This window comes from Methylopila musalis (genome assembly GCF_042679725.1).
GTDB lineage: Bacteria > Pseudomonadota > Alphaproteobacteria > Rhizobiales > Methylopilaceae > Methylopila > Methylopila musalis.
In genome coordinates, this window is sequence record NZ_JBHTMX010000055.1 from 1 (window position 1) to 17,305 (window position 17,305).

A 17,305-nucleotide genomic window follows, 5' to 3' on the forward strand; every position below is an offset into this window, starting at 1 on the left:
CGCGGCGCTGGCGGTCGAGGCGCTGGCCGGCCCTGAGGAGACCGCCTCCGCCGCCCTGGCGGACGCCGCCGGCGCCGAGATGCAGCGGGATCTGCGCGCGATCCTGGAGCGGTTCGACGGCTGCGCCCTCAAGGCGACCGCGAGCCGCACCGTGTTCTCCGACGGAACCCCCGGCGCCCGGCTGATGCTGGTGGGCGAGGCGCCCGGCCGCGACGAGGACCTCTCGGGCCTGCCCTTCGTCGGCCGCTCGGGCCAGCTGCTCGACCGCATGCTGGCGGCGATCGGCGTCGACCGCTCGAGCGCCTACATCGCGAACGTGATCCCGTGGCGTCCGCCCGGCAACCGCACGCCGACGCCGCAGGAGCTCGAGATCTGCCTGCCGTTCATCCGCCGCCAGATCGCGCTCGCCGATCCCGACGTGCTGGTGACGCTGGGCGGCCCTGCGGCGCAGAGCCTGTTCCAGACCAAGGAGGGCATCCTGAAGCTGCGCGGCCGCTGGCTCGACTACGACACCGGCCGCCGCCGCATCCGCGCCCTCGCCACCCTGCACCCCGCCTACCTCCTGCGCCAGCCCGGCCAGAAAGCCTTCGCCTGGCGCGACTTCAAAGCCATCCGCCGCGCGCTCGACGGCGGGTGAGGGGAGCGGGAGGCAGTTTAAGAACGCCATCGCCCGTCATGCCCGAGCTTGTCTCGGGCATCCACGATTTGAACGCGCAAGCGTCCGCTCCAAAGAAAGTCGTGGATGCCCGGCTTCGCCGGGCATGACGGGAGCTTAAACGGCGCACCTCGGCGCCGTGCGGGACGCTTCACACCCGCGCCAGCGCCATGAGCCACTCGCCGCGCACGTCGTCGCGGCCTTTGGAGGGGGTGTAGATGGGCGTGCGGTGGGGTTTAAACTTGGCGCCGGCGGCGCGCACCTCCACAGTTCCGTAGCCGGCTTTGTTCAGCATCGCCTTCAGCGCGCGGGCGGAGAAGAAGCTGAGATTGGGGGCGTGGCGGGCGCGCTTGGCGTTGAGGCGCAGCAGCGAGGCGTTGCTGACCTTGAGCAATAGTGCGCCGTCCGGCTTCAGCTTCGGCCGCGCCTCCTTCAGCTCCTCGAGCGCCTCCTTCGGCGGCAGCGACTCGAGCCAGCGGTCGGCGATCATGAGGTCGACCGAGCTCGGCTCCACCAGCGACAGGCGCGACACCGTCTCGATGCCGCTCCCCCGCGCCACCGCCGCGATCTCGGGGTCGAACTCCACGCCGATGCGGCGGGCGCCCGCGAACTCGGCCAGCGCCGCGCCGTAGCCGCAGGCGATGTCCAGCACGGTGCGGTTCTCAAGCCCGGCGGTCGCCTCCGGCCAGGTGGCGGTGAAGGGGTGGTCGGGCCGGAACCGCGCCACCGCCGCCGGATCCTTCAGCGCGCCCTCGGGCGCGGCCCGCCGGTGGAAGCGCGACAGACCGAGCACCCGGTTCGGCACGAAGGCGAAGCCGCACTGGGCGCAGCCGAGCACCGTGAGGTTGGCGAAGAACTCCTGATTGCCGGACGGATAGTTGCTGGCGAGCAGGGGCTCGACCGAGCCGCAGGCTGGGCAGGCCTGCCGCTGGAACTTGACGAACGGGCGGGTCAGCGCCTCGCCCTTCAGGCGGCTGTCGGAGCGGGTCGCGGGCGGGGTCTCGAACAGCACGTCCTCGGCCTCCGGCAGCTTCTCCACCGCCAGCGCCATCTTGAGCGAGGAGTAGAGGTCCTGGCTCGCGGCCTCGTCGTCCTCGAACAGGTTGCGCCCCATGCTGGAGAGCAGCAGATCGTTCGCCTCGAGTTTATCGATGATCGGCGGCGGCAGATCCTGAAACTTCAGGTCCACGCGGTGGAAGCGGAAGGCGCTGTAGTAGCGGTGCGAGTGGAAGTTATCGAGGCCGTAGCACAAAGCGAGCGTGATCTTTCCGCCGGAATACTTGTACTGGCCGGCGCGGCTCAGCAGCCGCCGCTCCTCGGCGCTGCGTCGCGCGGTGGGCCAGCCCCGATGATAAAGCCGCTGGTCGAACAGCAGCGCGTCGCCGGGCTGCACCACCACGTTCACGGGCCGCCAGTCGTCGAGCCCGTAGCCGAAATCGGGCGCCTCGCCCTGATCCAGCGTCACCGTCTCGCCCTTGTAGTGGTGCACGTCCTCCACCGCGATCGGGTGCAGATGGCTGCCCGGCACCACGCCGAGGCCGAAGTCGGTGGTGTCGAAATATAGGATGCATTTGACGCAGGCGTAGGGCCCGTCGAACTCCTGCCAGTCCACGCCGCCGAACTTGCGGCTTGGCGAGTCCCGGTGCCAGCCAAACACATTGTGGTTGATCTGGAAGTCCGAGGCCTGAAGGAACTTCGGCCGCCCGCCGATGGAGTCGGCCACGAACTCCACCACCCGGGGATCCCAGATGTAGTGGGTCACCTCGGGCACGTTGTTGGCGATGTCGTTGCGCAGGAACTTGAGCTGCTCGCCGAGATAGGCCTCGCGCAGCCGGGCGGACAGCGCCTTGACCTCGTCGGCGTCCAGAAGGCCCCGCCGGAGGCTGAAACCGTTGGATTTGAAATGCGCATGCTGGTCGAACGCGAGGGACGCGGCGGCGGCCGCGTCGGACGAGATCGGATGATTCATCTTCTGGTTGGTCCTCCGTCGCCGGGGCGCGAGGATCGCCTCCCGCTCGCGCGGCTGTCAACGACGGCGCCCTTTCGCCCCATTGCCCCCGTGTGCGCCGGCGCGAAGCGCGCTAGTTTCCGGAGTCGAGAGGGCGTTCCGGGGACGGACCATGCGTTGGGATGATTTTCGTCGAAGCGACAATGTCGACGACGAGCGCGGCGGACGGGGCGGCGGCGGGTTCCGCTTCCCCGGCGGCGGAGGCGGCGTCGGCATCGGCGGGTTGATCGTGGTCGGGCTCGTGTCCTGGGCGCTCGGGATCGATCCGCGGGTCATTCTGGCCGGGCTCGACGCCGTGCAGGGCGGCGGCTCGGGCTACTCCCAGCAGGAGCGGCCCCAGGGCGATCCGAGCCAGCTGTCGGACGACGAGCGCAAGCAGGGCGAGTTCGTGCGCGCCGTGCTCGCCCAGACCGAGGACGTGTGGGACCAGCTGTTCCAGCAGTCCGGCAAGCAGTACGAGCGCCCGCGCCTGACGCTCTATTCCGGGCGCACCAGCACCGCCTGCGGCCTCGGCAGCGCCGCCATGGGGCCGTTCTACTGCCCCGGCGACCAGCGGGTCTATCTGGACACCGAGTTCTTCGAGGAGATGTCGCGCAAGTTCCGCGCGCCGGGCGAGTTCGCCCGCGCCTATGTCATCGCGCACGAGATCGGGCACCATGTGCAGAACGAGCTCGGCATCATGCGCATGGCCAACGAGCGCCGGCAGAGCGCCCGCTCGGAGGAGGAGGCCAACGCCATCTCCGTGCGTATGGAGCTGCAGGCGGACTGTTTCGCCGGCGTCTGGGGCTACTGGGCCAACAAGCGCTTCAACGTGATCGAGCCCGGCGACGTGGAGAGCGCGCTCACCGCCGCCACCGCCATCGGCGACGACACGCTGCAGCGGCGCTCCGGCGGCGAGGTGGTGCCGGACAGCTTCACCCACGGCTCCTCGGCCCAGCGGGTGCGCTGGTTCAAGACCGGGCTGTCCTCGGGCGATCCGAAGCAGTGCAACACTTTCGCCACCCGCCAGCTGTGACGGACGCCCCGCTCATGACCGCGCTGCTCCGCGCCGCCGTCGTGGCGGCCCTCTCCGCCGGGCCCGCCTTCGCCGCCTCGCCGCCGAAGCGGGCGCCCGGCCTGTGGGAGACCACCACCATCACCGACGCCGGCCGCACGGTCGCGAAGGAGTGCGTGGACGCGCGCACCGACCGGCTGACGCGCCAGATCATGGCCGGCGTCACCTGCCGCAACGACGACTTCAAGGTGACGGCGGAGGGCTATTCCGCCGGCGCGATCTGCTCGTCGGGCGGCATGTCCATCGACAACAAGGTCACGCTGTCGGGCGATTTCGAGAGCTTCGCCCGGGCCGAGAACGTGACGGTGATGACCGGCCTGCCGGGCGAGGGCGGCGGCCGGCGGTTCTACACCGCGATCGAAGCCCGCCGTCTCGGCGACTGCGCCCCCGACCAGCGCCCCGGCGACGTGATCCTGCCGAACGGAACCGTGGTGAACGTGCCGCCCGCGGGCAACTGAGCGCGAGGCGCGGGCCGCTCCATCACGACGGTTGGCCGGCGCTTACTCCGCCGCGATCTTGGCGGCGCGGTTGGGGTCGTAGTTCAGCACCGGGGCCAGCCACTTCTCCATCGCGTCGAGGGCGTAGCCCTTGCGGGCGGCGTAGTCGGCGACCTGGTCGCGGTCGATCTTGCCGAGGCCGAAGTAGCGGCTGTCCGGGTGGCTGAAATAGAGCCCCGACACCGCCGAGCCCGGCCACATGGCGTAGCTCTCGGTCAGCGTCAGGCCGATGGCCTCGGGCGCGTCCAGAAGCTCGAACAGCGTGCCCTTCTCGGTGTGGTCGGGCTGGGCCGGATAGCCCGGCGCGGGGCGGACGCCGTCGTAGGTCTCGGCGATCAGCTCGTCGTTGGAGAGCGCCTCGCCGGGCGCGTAGCCCCAGTACGTCTTGCGCACCTCGGCGTGCATCCACTCCGCGGCCGCTTCCGCCAGACGGTCGGCCAGCGCCTTGGCGAGGATGCCGCCGTAGTCGTCGTTGGCGCGGGCGAAGCGCTGGGCCACCGCCTCCTCGCCGATGCCGGCGGTGACGGCGAAGCCGCCCACATAGTCCGGCACGCCCGAGCCTTCCGGCGCCACGAAATCGGCGAGCGCGAGGTTCGGCCGGTCCTTGCCCCGCGCCATCTGCTGGCGGAGCGTGTGCAGCGTGGCGAGCTCCTGCGTGCGGGTGTCGTCGGTGAACAGCACGATGTCGTCGCCGCGGGCGGCGGCGGGCCAGAAGCCGATCACGGCGCGGGCCTCCAGCCACTTCTCCTCCGCCATCTGGCGCAGCATGGCGGTGGCGTCGTCGTAGAGGCTGCGGGCGGCCTCGCCCTGCTTCTCGTCGTTCAGAATGTCGGGGAAGCGGCCGCGCAGCTCCCAGGTGGAGAAGAACGGCGTCCAGTCGATGTAGGGGATCAGGGTGTCGAGCGGGATGCTCGTCAGCACCTTCGTGCCGAGGAAGGACGGCTTCGGCTGCACCTTCGACAGGTCGAGCGCCATGCGGTTGGCGCGGGCGGTCGCGATCGGCGCGCGGGCCTTGTCCTCCTGCGCGCGGGCGTGCTGCTCGGCGAGGCGGGCGTAGTCGGCCTGGATGCCGGCCACATAGCCGGCTTTGTTGTCGTTGGAGAGCAGCTGCGACACCACGCCGACGGCGCGGCTCGCGTCCAGCACGTAGACCGCCTGGCCGCGCGCATAGGCCGGGTGGATCTTCACCGCGGTGTGGATCTTGGACGTGGTGGCGCCGCCGATCAGCAGCGGCACGTCGAAGCCCTCGCGCTCCAGCTCGGAGGCCACCGTCACCATCTCGTCGAGCGAGGGGGTGATGAGGCCGGACAGGCCGATCACGTCCACCTCATGCTCGCGGGCGGCGGCGATGATCTTCTGCACCGGCACCATCACGCCGAGGTCGATCACCTCGTAATTGTTGCACTGGAGCACGACGCCGACGATGTTCTTGCCGATGTCGTGGACGTCGCCCTTCACCGTCGCCATCAGGATCTTGCCGGCGGAGGAGCGCTCGGAGCCGCCGTTGAGGCGCTTCTCCTCCTCCATGAAGGGCATCAGATAGGCGACCGCCTGCTTCATGACGCGGGCGGACTTCACCACCTGCGGCAGGAACATCTTGCCGGAGCCGAACAGGTCGCCGACCACGTTCATGCCGGCCATCAGCGGGCCTTCGATGACGTGCAGCGGGCGCTCGGCCTTCTGGCGCGCCTCCTCGGTGTCGGCCTCGATGAATTCGGTCACGCCGTGGACCAGCGCGTGCTCCAGCCGCTTCTCCACCGGCTGGTCGCGCCACTTGACGTCGACCACCCGCGCCTCGGCCTTGCCGCCCTTGAAGCGGTCGGCGGCGGCCAGCAGCCGGTCGGTGGCGTCGGCGCGGCGGTTCAGCACCACGTCCTCGGCGAGCTCGCGCAGCTCCGGGTCGATGTCGTCATAGACCGGCAGGGCGCCGGCGTTGACGATGCCCATGTCCATGCCCGCGGCTATGGCGTGGTACAGGAACACCGAATGCATCGCCGCGCGCACCGGCTCGTTGCCGCGGAAGGCGAAGCTCAGGTTGGAGACGCCGCCCGAGATGTGGGCGTGGGGCAGGTTCTCGCGGATCCAGCGCGTGGCCTCGATGAAGTCCACGCCGTAGTTGGCGTGCTCTTCGATGCCGGTCGCCACCGCGAACACGTTCGGGTCGAACACGATGTCTTCCGGCGGGAAGCCCACCTGCTCGGTGAGAACCTTGTAGGCCCGGCCGCAGATCTCGGTCTTGCGGGCGAAGGTGTCCGCCTGGCCCTGCTCGTCGAAGGCCATCACCACCACGGCGGCGCCGTAGGCGCGCACCTTGCGGGCGTAGAACAGGAACGCCTCCTCGCCTTCCTTCAGCGAGATCGAGTTCACGATCGGCTTGCCCTGCACGCATTTCAGGCCGGCCTCAATCACCGACCACTTGGATGAGTCGATCATCACCGGCACGCGGGCGATGTCCGGCTCCGAGGCGACGAGGTTCAGGAACTCCGTCATGGCCTTCTCGCTGTCGAGCAGGCCCTCGTCCATGTTGACGTCCAGGATCTGGGCGCCGTTCTCCACCTGCTCCCGCGCCACGTCGAGCGCGGCGGCGTAGTCGCCGTTGGTGATCAGCTTCCGGAACTTGGCGGAGCCGGTGACGTTGGTGCGCTCGCCGACATTGACGAAGCGGGAGGCGGCGGAGGTCATGGGGCGTCCGTCGTGGTCAGGAGTTCGGATCGGCGGCGCGCGGCGCCGCCATCGTCGGCGCGCGCGCCGTTTGCGGGTCCCGGCTCACGGCCGGGACGAGGGGAGGGCGTCGCGCTCACGCCACCAGCTCGAACGGCTCGAGGCCGGACAGGCGCATCCGCGGCGTGATCGCGGGGACATGGCGCGGCGTCTTGCCGGCGACCGCCTTCGCGATGGCGCCGATGTGCGCCGGCGTGGTGCCGCAGCAGCCGCCGACGATGTTGACGAGGCCGGCGTCGGCGAACTCGCCCACCAGCTCCGCCATGGCCTCCGGGCTCTCGTCGTAGAGCCCGAACTCGTTCGGCAGGCCGGCGTTGGGATAGGCGCAGATCAGCGTGTCCGCCACCCGCGACAGCTCCGCGATGTGGGCGCGCATCTCCTTGGCGCCGAGCGCGCAGTTGAGGCCGATCGAGATGGGCCGCGCGTGGCTGAGCGCGTTCCAGAACGCGGTCGGCGTCTGGCCGGACAGCGTGCGGCCCGACAGGTCGGTGATGGTGCCGGAGATCATGACCGGCAGCCGGCGGCCGAGCTCGGCGTAAAGCTCCTCGATCGCGAACACCGCGGCCTTGGCGTTCAGCGTGTCAAAGATGGTCTCGATCAGGATCAGGTCGGCGCCGCCGTCGATCAGGCCGCGGGCGGCCTCGCCATAGGCGGTCGCCAGATCGTCGAAGGTGACGGCGCGGAAGCCCGGATTGTTCACGTCCGGCGAGATCGAGGCGGTGCGGTTGGTCGGGCCGATGGCGCCGGCCACGAAGCGCGGACGGCCGTCCTCTTCTTGCGCGATGTCGGCGGCCTGCCGGGCGAGCTTCGCGCCCTCCACGTTCAGCTCATAGGCCAGCGCCTCCATGCCGTAGTCGGCCTGGGCGATGGTGGTGGACGAGAACGTGTTGGTCTCGACGATGTCGGCGCCCGCGCGGAAATACTCGAGGTGAATCTCGCGGATGGCGTCCGGTTGCGTCAGGATCAGCAGGTCGTTGTTGCCCTTGAGGTCGTGACCCCAGTCCTTGAAGCGCTCCGCGCGGAAGTCGGCTTCCGAAAACTTGCGCTGCTGGATCATGGTGCCCATGGCGCCGTCCAGCACGAGGATGCGCTCGGCGGCGAGCCTCCGGATCGTGGTTTCGGTGTCGGTCATGACGGCGTTCCTTCGTTCTCGATCGAGGCGAGAAGCTTCCGAAGCTCCCTGATCGAGCGCGGCGACGGGTGGGCCGCGCGCGCGTCGAGCAGTCGATCCTCGAACACGATCATATCGTGGGCCTGCGCCATAATTTCACGGGTGTCGTTCGACCACAGGTCCATGGGTCCGTCCATCTCGGCGCGGATCCGACGGATGTCGCCGAGCGTGATCCTCACGCCGCGACCGCTCCCGCCGCGGTTCCGTGCGGCCGCAGGCCGAGCAGGTGGCACACGGCGTAGACCAGATCGGCCTTGTTCATGGTGTAGAAGTGGAAGTCCTTCACCCCATGATCCACGAGATCGAGCGCCTGTTCGGCGGCCACGGCCGCGGCGATGAGCTGGCGGGTCTGGGGATCGTTCTCCAGCCCCTCGAAGCGGGCGGCGAACCAGTCCGGCACCGAGGCGCCGGCCTTGGCGGCGAAGTTCGCGGTCTGGCGGAAGTTCGACACCGCCACGATGCCCGGCACGATCGGGATGTGGATGCCCCGCGCCCGCGCTTGGTCGACGTAGCGCAGGTAGTGGTTGTTGTCGAAGAAGAACTGGGTGATGGCGCGGGTGGCGCCGGCGTCCACCTTGGCCTTCAGCGTGTCGAAATCCGCCTCGACGGTCGGGCTTTCCGGGTGCTTCTCCGGATAGGCCGACACGGAAATCTCGATCTCGGGCGCGCGGCTTCGGATGCCGGCCACCAGCTCGGCGGTGGAGGCGTAGCCGCCCGGATGGGGCTCGAAGGTCGAGCCCACGCCGCCGGCCGGATCGCCGCGCAGCGCCACGATGTGGCGCACGCCGGCCTCCCGGTAGCTGTCCACCACCGCGTCCACCTCCGCCTTGGTGGCGGAGACGCAGGTGAGATGCGCCGCCGGCGGCACGTGGGTCTCCTGCACCATGCGGGCGACGGTGGCGTGGGTGCGCTCGCGGGTGGAGCCGCCGGCGCCGTAGGTCACGGACATGAAGGTGGGGTCGAGCGGGACCAGCCGCTCCACCGCGCGCCACAGCGCGGCCTCCATCTCCGGGGTCTTGGGCGGGAAGAACTCGAACGAGACGCGGATCGGCCGGCGGGCGGCGCGGGACAGGCGGGGGTTGGGCATCAAGCCACCTCGAAGGTCGAGGACAGGGGCGCCGCGTCGGCCACGATCCGGGGATCGCGCGCCAGCCACAGCGAAACGGTGAGCTTGTCGGCCGCGCCGTCCGGCGGCGGCAGATCGCGCCGGGCGGTCAGGTCGTGGCCGGCGGCGGCGAGCCCCTCGGCCATGGTGTCGGGCGAGAAGCCGAGGCGGCGGTGGGCGTGGTCCTCGCGCAGGGCCTCGATGCCGTGGGGCGCGAAATCCACCACCAGCAGGCGCCCGCCGGGGCTGAGCGCGCGCGCCGCCTCCTTCAGCGCCCGCGCGCCGTCGTCGAGGAAGTGCAGCACCTGATGCAGCACCACCAGATCGAAGCTGTCGCGGGGCGTGGGCAGCGCGTAGACGTCGCCCTGCCGCACCTGCGCGTTCACGACGCCGGCGCGGGCCAGATTGGCGCGGGCGACCGACAGCATGTCCCGGTTCGAATCCACGCCCACCACCCGGTTCGCGAGCGGGCTCAGCAGCTCCAGCATCCGGCCGGTGCCGGTGCCGATGTCGAGCGCCGCCTCGACCCGCCGGTCGCCCAGCGCGTCGAGCAGCGCGCGCTCCACCGCGCTCTCCGCCACATGCAGGCTGCGCACGCCGTCCCAATGGGTCGCCTGCGCGCTGAAATAGCGGTCGGCGGCCTCCTGATGGACCGCGCGGGCGTGGGCGAGCCGCTCCCGGTCCTGAACCAGCACCGGATCGGCGGCGTCGAGGCGCGCCAGCGAGGCGGTCAGCGCCGCCCGCAGCGTCGGCCGCTCGGACAGCGCGAAGAACGCCCACGCCCCCTCGCGCCGCCGCTCCACCAGCCCGGCCTCCACCAGCAGCTTGAGATGGCGCGAGATGCGCGGCTGGCTCTGGCCGAGGATGTCGGTCAGGTCGGACACCGTCAGCTCGCCGTCCGCCAGCAGCGCCAGCACGCGCAGCCGCGTCGGCTCCGCCGCGGCGCGCAGGCCGGCGAGAGCGTCGTCGAAGCCGATCGGCTGGGATGAGGCGATAAAAGACATAAACATGTCTTTATATCGTTCTCGCGCCCGGCGCAACGGCGAAGGCGCCCGCTCCCTGAGGGCGCCAGCTCTTCCTTGTCCCGGCCTTGAGCCGGGACCCAGAACCACTGAACTCTCAAGTAAGACGCGACGGACGCGGGCGGCGGTTCGTTCTGATGCGATGACGTTTCTGGGTCCCGGCTCAAGGCCGGGACAAGGAAGAGGCGCGCCGCTCTTAAGAGGCGCGCGCCGCTCCCACCGTTGGCCGTCTTTTTTTGGGACGCCGGGCGTGGCACGGTCGCCGACCGGCGCGGGTTGAGAGTCGCTCCCGCGCGCGACTCATGTGGCGAAGGATGTCTGGCGATGACCGAGACCGGCGGCGTGCTTCAGGACGGCAGGATTTTCGTGGGCGCCAGCGTGGACGCCGACCATAAGCCGCTCGGCCATGAGTATCTCGAGCTGAAGTTCGGCAACCGCCACGGCCTCGTCACCGGCGCCACCGGCACCGGCAAGACCGTGACGCTGCAGGCGCTGGCGGAGGGCTTTTCGGACGCGGGCGTCTCGGTCTTCGCCGCCGACATCAAGGGCGACCTGTCCGGCGTCGCGGCCAAGGGCGAGCCCAAGGACTTCCTGCTGAAGCGCGCCGAGGAGGTGGGGCTTGCGCCTTACGTCAACGACCAGTTCCCGGTGATCTTCTGGGATCTGTTCGGCGAGCAGGGCCACCCGATCCGCGCCACGGTGTCGGAGATGGGGCCGCTGCTGCTGGCGCGGCTGATGAACCTGAACCCGACGCAGGAGGGCGTGCTCAACATCGTGTTCCGGGTGGCGGACGAGCAGGGCCTGCTGCTGCTGGACCTGAAGGACCTGCAGGCGCTGCTGGTCTACGTGGCCGAGAACGCGGCGACGCTCACCACCAAATACGGCAACGTGGCCAAGGCGACGGTTGGCGCGGTGCAGCGCCAGCTTCTGGTGCTGGAGAGCCAGGGCGGCGACAAGTTCTTCGGCGAGCCGGCGCTGGAGCTCGCCGACATCATGCGCACCACCCGCGACGGCCGGGGCGTGATCAACATCCTCGCCGCCGACCGGCTGATGGCGAGCCCCAGGCTCTACGCCACCTTCCTGCTGTGGCTGCTGTCGGAGCTGTTCGAGACCCTTCCCGAGGTGGGCGATCTCGACCGGCCGAAGCTGGTGTTCTTCTTCGACGAGGCGCATCTGCTGTTCGACGAGGCGCCCAAGGCGCTGATCGAGAAGGTGGAGCAGGTGGTGCGCCTGATCCGCTCCAAGGGCGTCGGCGTCTATTTCGTGACGCAGAACCCGATCGACGTGCCGGAGGAGGTGGCGGGCCAGCTCGGCAACCGGGTGCAGCACGCGCTGCGCGCCTTCACCCCCCGGGAGCAGAAGGCGGTGCGGGCGGCGGCCGAGACCTTCCGGCCCAACCCCAACATCAAGACCGCGCAGGTGATCACCGAACTCGGCGTCGGCGAGGCGCTGGTCTCCATGCTGGAGGGCAAGGGCGTGCCCTCCATGGTGGAGCGCACGCTGATCCGCCCGCCGGTGGCGCGCATCGGGCCGCTCACCGCGCAGGAGCGGCAGGAGCGCATCCGCACCTCCGCCGTCGCGGGCAAGTATGACGAGACGGTCGACCGCGAGTCGGCCTACGAGCTGCTGCAGAAGAAGGCGCAGGAGACCGCCATGGCCCAGCAGGCCCCGGCCGAGGCGGAGGCCGGCGGCTTCGGCGGCCTGTTCGACAGCATCTTCGGCACCGGCTCCGGGCGCGGCAAGACGCTGACGCCGACCCAGACCATCGCCCGCGACGTCACGCGCACCGTGGTCAACCAGACCGCCGGCAACATCGCCGCCCAGATCGGCAAGTCGATCGCGGGCTCCGCCGGCTCCTCCATCGGCCGTTCGGTGGTGCGCGGCGTGCTGGGCAGCCTGCTCAAGAGGTGAATTGAACGCCGCGCCCGCACGATCTAGATAGAGCTGAGCGGAGTGTAGACGTCATGGCGTTTCATGTGAGGGACCCGGAGACCGACCGGGTGGTGCGCGAACTGGCGGCCGCCAAGGGCACGAGCCTGACCGAGACCATCCGGGCGGCGTGCGAGGCGGAGCTGAAGGCTTTTGATCCGGCCGGGCGGAAAGCCGATCTGCGCGAGCGGCTGCGTCCCATATGGGAGGAGATGAAAAAGCATCCTTCGACCGGGCTTGCCGCGGACAAGGCGTTTTACGACTCGCTGAATGATGAATAGCGACGCCGTGTTCATAGACGCGTCGGCGTTGACGGCGATCGTGTCGTCCGAACAGGAGGCGGACGCCTTTCTTACTGTTCTGGAGGCGGGTCCCGACCAGACCCTCACATCCGCGGTCGCCATCTACGAATCGTCGCTGGCGATCGCCCGTCGAAACGGCGTGCCGGTGTCAAAGGCGCGCGATCTTCTGGAGGCGTTTCTTCGCGGGTACGAGGTCGCCGTCGTTCCGATCGACGCCGAAACCGCGCGCCTCGCGATCGACGCCCATCTCCGCTACGGCAAGGGCACGGGGCATCCGGCCCAGCTCAACATGGGCGACTGCTTCGCCTACGCCTGCGCCAGAGCGCATGGCGCGCGTCTGCTGTACAAGGGCGAGGATTTCGCCCGCACCGATCTCGCCTGACGGATCGCGTGGCCGGTCGCGTCATCGCCGCCGGCGCCCGCTCGAAGGAATGTCTCTCATGTCCGATCTCGACCGCGCTCTCGCCGCCGCCGACGCGGCGCTGGACCCGAGCCTCGAGCGCCTGTTCGCGCTGCTGAAGATCCCGTCCGTCTCCACCGATCCCGAGCACCGGACCGGCTGCCGGGAGGCGGCGGACTGGCTGCGGCGCGATCTGGTGGAGATCGGGTTTTCGGCCGCCCTGCGCGAGACGCCGGGCCACCCGGTGGTGCTCGCCACCCGGCCGAAGCCCGGCGCGCCGCATGTGCTGTTCTACGGCCATTACGACGTGCAGCCGGTGGACCCGCTCGACAAATGGGAGACGCCGCCGTTCGAGCCGCGCATCGCGACGCTGACCGACGGGCGCAAGGCGGTGGTCGCGCGCGGCGCGAGCGACGACAAGGGCCAGGTCATGACCTTCCTGGAGGCCTGCCGCGCCTGGATCGCGGCCACGGGCGACCTGCCGGTGGGCGTCACGGTGCTGCTGGAGGGCGAGGAGGAGTGCGGCTCCATCAACCTGCCGGCCTTCCTGGATGAAGCGAAGGACGAGCTCGGCGCCGACGTGGCGCTGGTCTGCGACACCGCCATGTGGGCGGCGGGGCGCCCCGCCATCACCTCGTCGCTCCGGGGCCTCGTCTATGAGGAGATCACGGTGCGGGCCGCCGATCGCGACCTGCATTCCGGCCTCTACGGCGGCGCGGCGCGCAATCCGCTGCATGTGGTGGCGGACATCGTCGCGGGGCTCCACGACGCCGACGGCCGCGTGACGCTGCCGGGCTTCTACGACGGCGTCGCCGAAACGCCGGCGGAGGTGCGGGAGCAGTGGCGCTCGCTCGGCCTCGACGCCGACGCCTTCCTCAAGCCGATCGGCCTGTCGGAGCCCGCCGGCGAGCGCGACCGCATGATCATCGAGCAGATCCAGTCGCGTCCCACCTGCGACGTGAACGGCTTCTGGGGCGGGTACACGGGGGCGGGCGCCAAGACGGTGATCCCGGCCGAGGCCCACGCCAAGATCTCGTTCCGGCTGGTGGGCGATCAGGACCCGGCCAAGGTGAAGCAGGCGTTCCGGGCCTATGTGCGCGGGCGGCTGCCGGTGGATTGCGAGGTCGTGTTCGAGGGCCACAAGGGCTCCCGCGCCATCCAGTTGCCGTTCGACAGCCCGGCGCTCGCCACGGCGCGGGCCGCGCTCGCCGACGAGTGGCGCGTGGAGGCGGTCACCATCGGCTCCGGCGGCTCGATCCCCGTGGTCGGCGACTTCAAGCGCCTGCTCGGGCTCGACACGCTGCTGATCGGCTTCGCGCTCGACGACGACCGCATCCACTCGCCGAACGAAAAATACGACCTCGACAGCTTCCGGCGCGGAACCCGCTCCTGGGTCCGCATTCTGGCCGCGCTGGCCGGCTGACGCGCGCCGGGGAAGCCGCCTCGCCCGGCGCGCGCCTCCGACTCGCCGGCGCCGTTCGCCCGTTTTCACGTCCTCCACGGGCGTTTCCGGCCTTGAGTCTCGCGCAAGGCTGGCCTGCGCTGAGCGCGGCCGGGCGCGAAAAGGCCTGCGACTTCAGTCGTAAGAGAGTCCTTCCCTAAATACCGCCTGACGCCTTCGTGACTCCCGCCGGGTCGCGCGAAGCTGAACGAACGTTCATATTGCGACTTCGAAACTGACGTGCCGCCGCGTCGTGCGGGCCGGCGGCCGGACTTTCGGAGAGACGACATGACATCGCGGACCTTGTCCCGCGCCGGGCTCACGCTCGGCGTGACGCTGGCGCTGTGCGCCGCGCCGGCCGCGGCCGACGACCTTCGCGCCACCCAGGCGCTGGTGGAGACGGGCGTGTTCCTGGCCCAGTCCGAGGCGGAGGCCGCCTTCAGCCGGCTGGACGCCGACCGCAAGGAGAAGGGCGTGGTCGTCAAGCAGGCCAAGACCTTCGTGGACGTGGGCGGCGCCTCGTTCGGACAGGCGGAGCGGGGCGAGCGCCTCGGCTATGGCGGCGGCACCTCGCAGCTTCGCGTCGGGATCGACCGCGACATCGGCGAGGGCGTGGTGCTGGGCGCCATGACCGCCATGGGCGCGGGCTCCATGTCCTCCGGCGATCTGTCCGGCGGCACGCTGTCCCAGCATGTGGACGTCTACGGCCGGGTGGAGCGGGGCTCGGCCTTCGCCAAGCTGCTGTTCGGCGGCTCGGTGGTGGGCTTCCGCGCCATCGATCGCGGGCCGGAGGACGCGCGGGTCCACGGCCGGGCCATCAGCCGCAACCTCCGGGCGGCGGCGCAGGCGGGCGGCGACGTCACCGTGCGCGGGGTCAAGGTGTCGCCGTCGATCGGCGTCGGGCTCTACGCCAACGCGCTGTCGGCCTATCGGGAGCGCGGCGGCGCCAACGCCTTCGCCTATCGCTCGCGGCTGGCGCAGGCGGCCATCGGCTCGTTCCGTCTCAAGGCCGCGCGCAGCTTCAAGCTCGACGCCCACCATGACCTGAACGTCGAGGCCTTCGTGGGCGCGGACGAGATGCTGGCCTTCGACTCCACCCCGCTGAAGGCGTCCGGCCTTGCGGGCGACAGCGTCCGCGCCTCGTGGAGCGGGGCGCCCAACGGCCGCGGCGTGGTGGGCGGGCTCGGCCTCGGCACGGAGCTCGCCAAGGGCGTCGACCTCAAGTTCAGCTACGACTACGGCTCCCGCGACGGCTTCGCCACCCACGCCGGGCGGGGGCGCCTCGGCGTCTCGTTCTGAAGCGGTCAAGGCTCGGCGCTTCGGCGCATAGACTATCTGACGGGTGTCGGCGGCCCGGCGATCCTGCTCCAAATGCTGCGGCGCATTATGGCGTGGACGCGCGGCCGTTCCGGCCGGCGCGGGTTGGCGCGCGTGGCCGTTTCGCCCCGCGCTCGACTTGTTCCAATGTCCATGATGGTGGTGAAGGATGGCCTGTGGCAGGTTCGCCGCCTGCCCGAGCGAGAGCCGAATGACGACGGAACCTATGACGAGCCCCGCGGCGACCGCCTTCGCCGCCGATTTCGCGACCGCGACGCGGGAGGACTGGCTTAAGGCGGCGGAAGCCGCGCTGAAGGGCCGTCCGCTCGAGCCGGTCATCCGGCGCCGCACCATGGACGGCGTGACGGTGAACGCGCTGCTGGAGCGCACGCCGGCCCGCGTCGTGGCCGGCCGCCCGGCCGGCGCGCGCTGGACCGCCATGACCGTCATCGACATCGCCGATCCGGAGGCCGCGAACGCGCAGGCGCTCGAGGATCTGAACAACGGCGCCTCCGGCCTGTCGCTGGTGCTCGCAGGGCCGGGCGAGACCCGCGGCCTCGTGGCCGACACGCTCGATCGGCTGGACCGCGCGCTCGACGGCGTGCTGCTGGACCTCGCGCCGCTCCGTCTGGAGCTGCCCCCGTTCCACGGCCGCGCCGCCGCCGCGCTCGTCACCGCGCTGGTGGAGCGCCGCAAGCTCGATCCGGCCTCCGTCTTCGTGCTGTTCGGCGCGGACCTGCTGCGCGATCTGGTGCGCACCGGCGCGCTGCCGTGCGGCTGGGAGGAGATGTCCGCCCGGCTCGCTGGCGGGATCGCCGGCCTGCGCCGCCGCGGCTTCACCAGTCCGGCCCTGTCTGTGGACGTGCGGGCGCATCACGACGCCGGCGCGACCGAGGCGCAGGAGCTCGCCGCCGCGCTCGCCTCCGCCACCGAGCAGGTGCGGGGGCTCGTTTCCGCCGGCCTGCCGCTCGACGTGGCGGCGGACGCGGTGTCCTTCGCCTTCGCCTGCGACGCGGAGCAGTTCTCGACCATCGCCAAGCTGCGCGCCGCGCGCCTGCTCTGGGCCGCGTGGCGGCGGGAGGCGGGCCTGCCCGACGCGCCGGTCCACATCCACGCCGAAACCTCGCGCCGCATGCTGACCCGGCGCGACGCCCACACCAACATGGTGCGCTCCACCATCGCCGCCTTCGCGGCCGGCGTCGGCGGCGCCGATTCGATCGTGGTGCTGCCCTTCACCGAGGCGCTCGGCGGCGTGAACGCCGACGCCCGCCGCATCGCCCGCAACGCCCAGGCGATCATCTTGGAAGAGACCAACGCCCACCGCGTCGCCGATCCGGCCGCGGGCGCCGGCGCGATCGAGGCCTACACCGACGATCTGGCCGCCGCCGGCTGGGAGACGTTCCGCACGGTGGAGGCCGAAGGCGGCTTCCTCGCGGCGATCACCAGCGGCGCGTGGCAGGACCGGCTGCTGGCGAGCCGCACCGCGCGCGACGCCGCGGTGGCGAAGCGCAGCGCGCCCATCGTCGGCGTCAGCGAGTTCCCGCAGGCGGACGAGGCGCCGATCGCGCTCGATCCCAGTCCGACGGTCGCGCCGTCGCCCTCGCTGCGCCCGCTCGCGACCGTCGGCGAGGACGAGGCCGGGTTCGACGCGCTGGTGGCCGGCGCGCTCGAGGGCGCCTCGCT

Annotated in this window: 13 protein-coding genes and 2 pseudogenes; 9 read left to right on the forward strand and 6 right to left on the reverse strand. The window is 70.8% G+C overall.

Annotation, left to right across the window (positions count from 1 at the left end; translation table 11 throughout):
* Positions 1 to 637: uracil-DNA glycosylase (locus ACFQ4O_RS08350; protein ID WP_378775240.1), on the forward strand; the 637-nt coding region annotated here is incomplete at its 5' end.
* A 169-nt stretch (positions 638 to 806) separates the two neighbouring features.
* On the opposite strand, the gene ACFQ4O_RS08355 is transcribed toward ACFQ4O_RS08350, so the two are convergent.
* On the reverse strand, positions 807 to 2,624 hold the full coding sequence (locus ACFQ4O_RS08355) for a methyltransferase domain-containing protein (protein ID WP_378775241.1): 1,818 nt from the start codon (positions 2,622 to 2,624) through the stop codon (positions 807 to 809).
* Positions 2,625 to 2,775: 151 nt separating this feature from the next.
* On the opposite strand from ACFQ4O_RS08355, the gene ypfJ reads away from it, so the two are divergent.
* A complete protein-coding gene (ypfJ, locus tag ACFQ4O_RS08360) occupies positions 2,776 to 3,678 on the forward strand; it encodes a KPN_02809 family neutral zinc metallopeptidase (RefSeq protein WP_378775242.1) in 903 nt (300 codons plus the stop codon).
* Positions 3,679 to 3,692: 14 nt separating this feature from the next.
* On the forward strand, positions 3,693 to 4,175 hold the full coding sequence (locus ACFQ4O_RS08365; protein ID WP_378775243.1) for a DUF3617 domain-containing protein: 483 nt from the start codon (positions 3,693 to 3,695) through the stop codon (positions 4,173 to 4,175).
* A 42-nt stretch (positions 4,176 to 4,217) separates the two neighbouring features.
* Here the strand turns inward: ACFQ4O_RS08365 and metH are convergent.
* From metH to ACFQ4O_RS08390, 5 genes and pseudogenes are all read right to left on the reverse strand, one after another.
* A pseudogene (gene metH, locus ACFQ4O_RS08370) lies at positions 4,218 to 6,875 on the reverse strand (methionine synthase); the annotation flags it as partial.
* A 145-nt stretch (positions 6,876 to 7,020) separates the two neighbouring features.
* A pseudogene (locus ACFQ4O_RS08375) lies at positions 7,021 to 8,067 on the reverse strand (homocysteine S-methyltransferase family protein); the annotation flags it as partial.
* Positions 8,064 to 8,231 (reverse strand): hypothetical protein, encoded by a 168-nt coding sequence (locus tag ACFQ4O_RS08380; protein ID WP_378775244.1) that lies wholly within the window; start codon positions 8,229 to 8,231, stop codon positions 8,064 to 8,066. The pseudogene ACFQ4O_RS08375 and the gene ACFQ4O_RS08380, both read right to left, overlap by 4 nt.
* Positions 8,232 to 8,281: 50 nt before the next feature.
* Entirely contained in the window at positions 8,282 to 9,193 is a 912-nt protein-coding gene (gene metF / locus ACFQ4O_RS08385; protein ID WP_378775246.1) for a methylenetetrahydrofolate reductase [NAD(P)H], read from the reverse strand.
* Entirely contained in the window at positions 9,193 to 10,215 is a 1,023-nt protein-coding gene (locus ACFQ4O_RS08390; RefSeq protein WP_378775253.1) for an ArsR/SmtB family transcription factor, read from the reverse strand. The genes metF and ACFQ4O_RS08390 overlap by 1 nt, the downstream gene beginning before the upstream one ends.
* Positions 10,216 to 10,557: 342 nt before the next feature.
* Between ACFQ4O_RS08390 and ACFQ4O_RS08395 the strand changes: the two genes are divergently transcribed.
* The 6 genes from ACFQ4O_RS08395 to ACFQ4O_RS08420 form a co-directional block, all read left to right on the forward strand.
* Positions 10,558 to 12,144 (forward strand): helicase HerA-like domain-containing protein, encoded by a 1,587-nt coding sequence (locus ACFQ4O_RS08395; RefSeq protein ID WP_378775247.1) that lies wholly within the window; start codon positions 10,558 to 10,560, stop codon positions 12,142 to 12,144.
* A gap of 53 nt (positions 12,145 to 12,197) precedes the next feature.
* Complete coding sequence (locus ACFQ4O_RS08400) at positions 12,198 to 12,443, forward strand: type II toxin-antitoxin system VapB family antitoxin (protein ID WP_378775248.1); 246 nt, start codon at positions 12,198 to 12,200, stop codon at positions 12,441 to 12,443.
* 7 nt (positions 12,444 to 12,450) lie between these two features.
* Positions 12,451 to 12,846 carry a type II toxin-antitoxin system VapC family toxin gene (locus ACFQ4O_RS08405; protein ID WP_378775249.1) on the forward strand — a complete coding sequence of 132 codons (396 nt, stop codon included), beginning with the start codon at positions 12,451 to 12,453 and terminating at the stop codon, positions 12,844 to 12,846.
* A 58-nt stretch (positions 12,847 to 12,904) separates the two neighbouring features.
* Positions 12,905 to 14,287 (forward strand): dipeptidase, encoded by a 1,383-nt coding sequence (locus tag ACFQ4O_RS08410; protein ID WP_378775250.1) that lies wholly within the window; start codon positions 12,905 to 12,907, stop codon positions 14,285 to 14,287.
* A gap of 306 nt (positions 14,288 to 14,593) precedes the next feature.
* A complete protein-coding gene (locus ACFQ4O_RS08415) occupies positions 14,594 to 15,604 on the forward strand; it encodes an autotransporter domain-containing protein (protein ID WP_378775251.1) in 1,011 nt (336 codons plus the stop codon).
* Positions 15,605 to 15,833: 229 nt separating this feature from the next.
* The coding region (locus tag ACFQ4O_RS08420) for a methylmalonyl-CoA mutase family protein (protein WP_378775252.1) at positions 15,834 to 17,305 on the forward strand (1,472 nt) is incomplete at its 3' end.

Excerpts from the sequence above, each read along its gene's own strand:
- ACFQ4O_RS08355 (WP_378775241.1), bottom strand. The coding sequence starts at position 2,624 with ATGAATCATCCGATCTCGTCCGACGCGGCCGCCGCCGCGTCCCTCGCG.
- ypfJ (WP_378775242.1), top strand. The coding sequence starts at position 2,776 with ATGCGTTGGGATGATTTTCGTCGAAGCGACAATGTCGACGACGAGCGC.
- ACFQ4O_RS08365 (WP_378775243.1), top strand. The coding sequence starts at position 3,693 with ATGACCGCGCTGCTCCGCGCCGCCGTCGTGGCGGCCCTCTCCGCCGGG.
- ACFQ4O_RS08380 (WP_378775244.1), bottom strand. The coding sequence starts at position 8,231 with ATGGACCTGTGGTCGAACGACACCCGTGAAATTATGGCGCAGGCCCAC.
- metF (WP_378775246.1), bottom strand. The coding sequence starts at position 9,193 with ATGCCCAACCCCCGCCTGTCCCGCGCCGCCCGCCGGCCGATCCGCGTC.
- ACFQ4O_RS08390 (WP_378775253.1), bottom strand. The coding sequence starts at position 10,215 with ATGTCTTTTATCGCCTCATCCCAGCCGATCGGCTTCGACGACGCTCTC.
- ACFQ4O_RS08395 (WP_378775247.1), top strand. The coding sequence starts at position 10,558 with ATGACCGAGACCGGCGGCGTGCTTCAGGACGGCAGGATTTTCGTGGGC.
- ACFQ4O_RS08400 (WP_378775248.1), top strand. The coding sequence starts at position 12,198 with ATGGCGTTTCATGTGAGGGACCCGGAGACCGACCGGGTGGTGCGCGAA.
- ACFQ4O_RS08410 (WP_378775250.1), top strand. The coding sequence starts at position 12,905 with ATGTCCGATCTCGACCGCGCTCTCGCCGCCGCCGACGCGGCGCTGGAC.
- ACFQ4O_RS08415 (WP_378775251.1), top strand. The coding sequence starts at position 14,594 with ATGACATCGCGGACCTTGTCCCGCGCCGGGCTCACGCTCGGCGTGACG.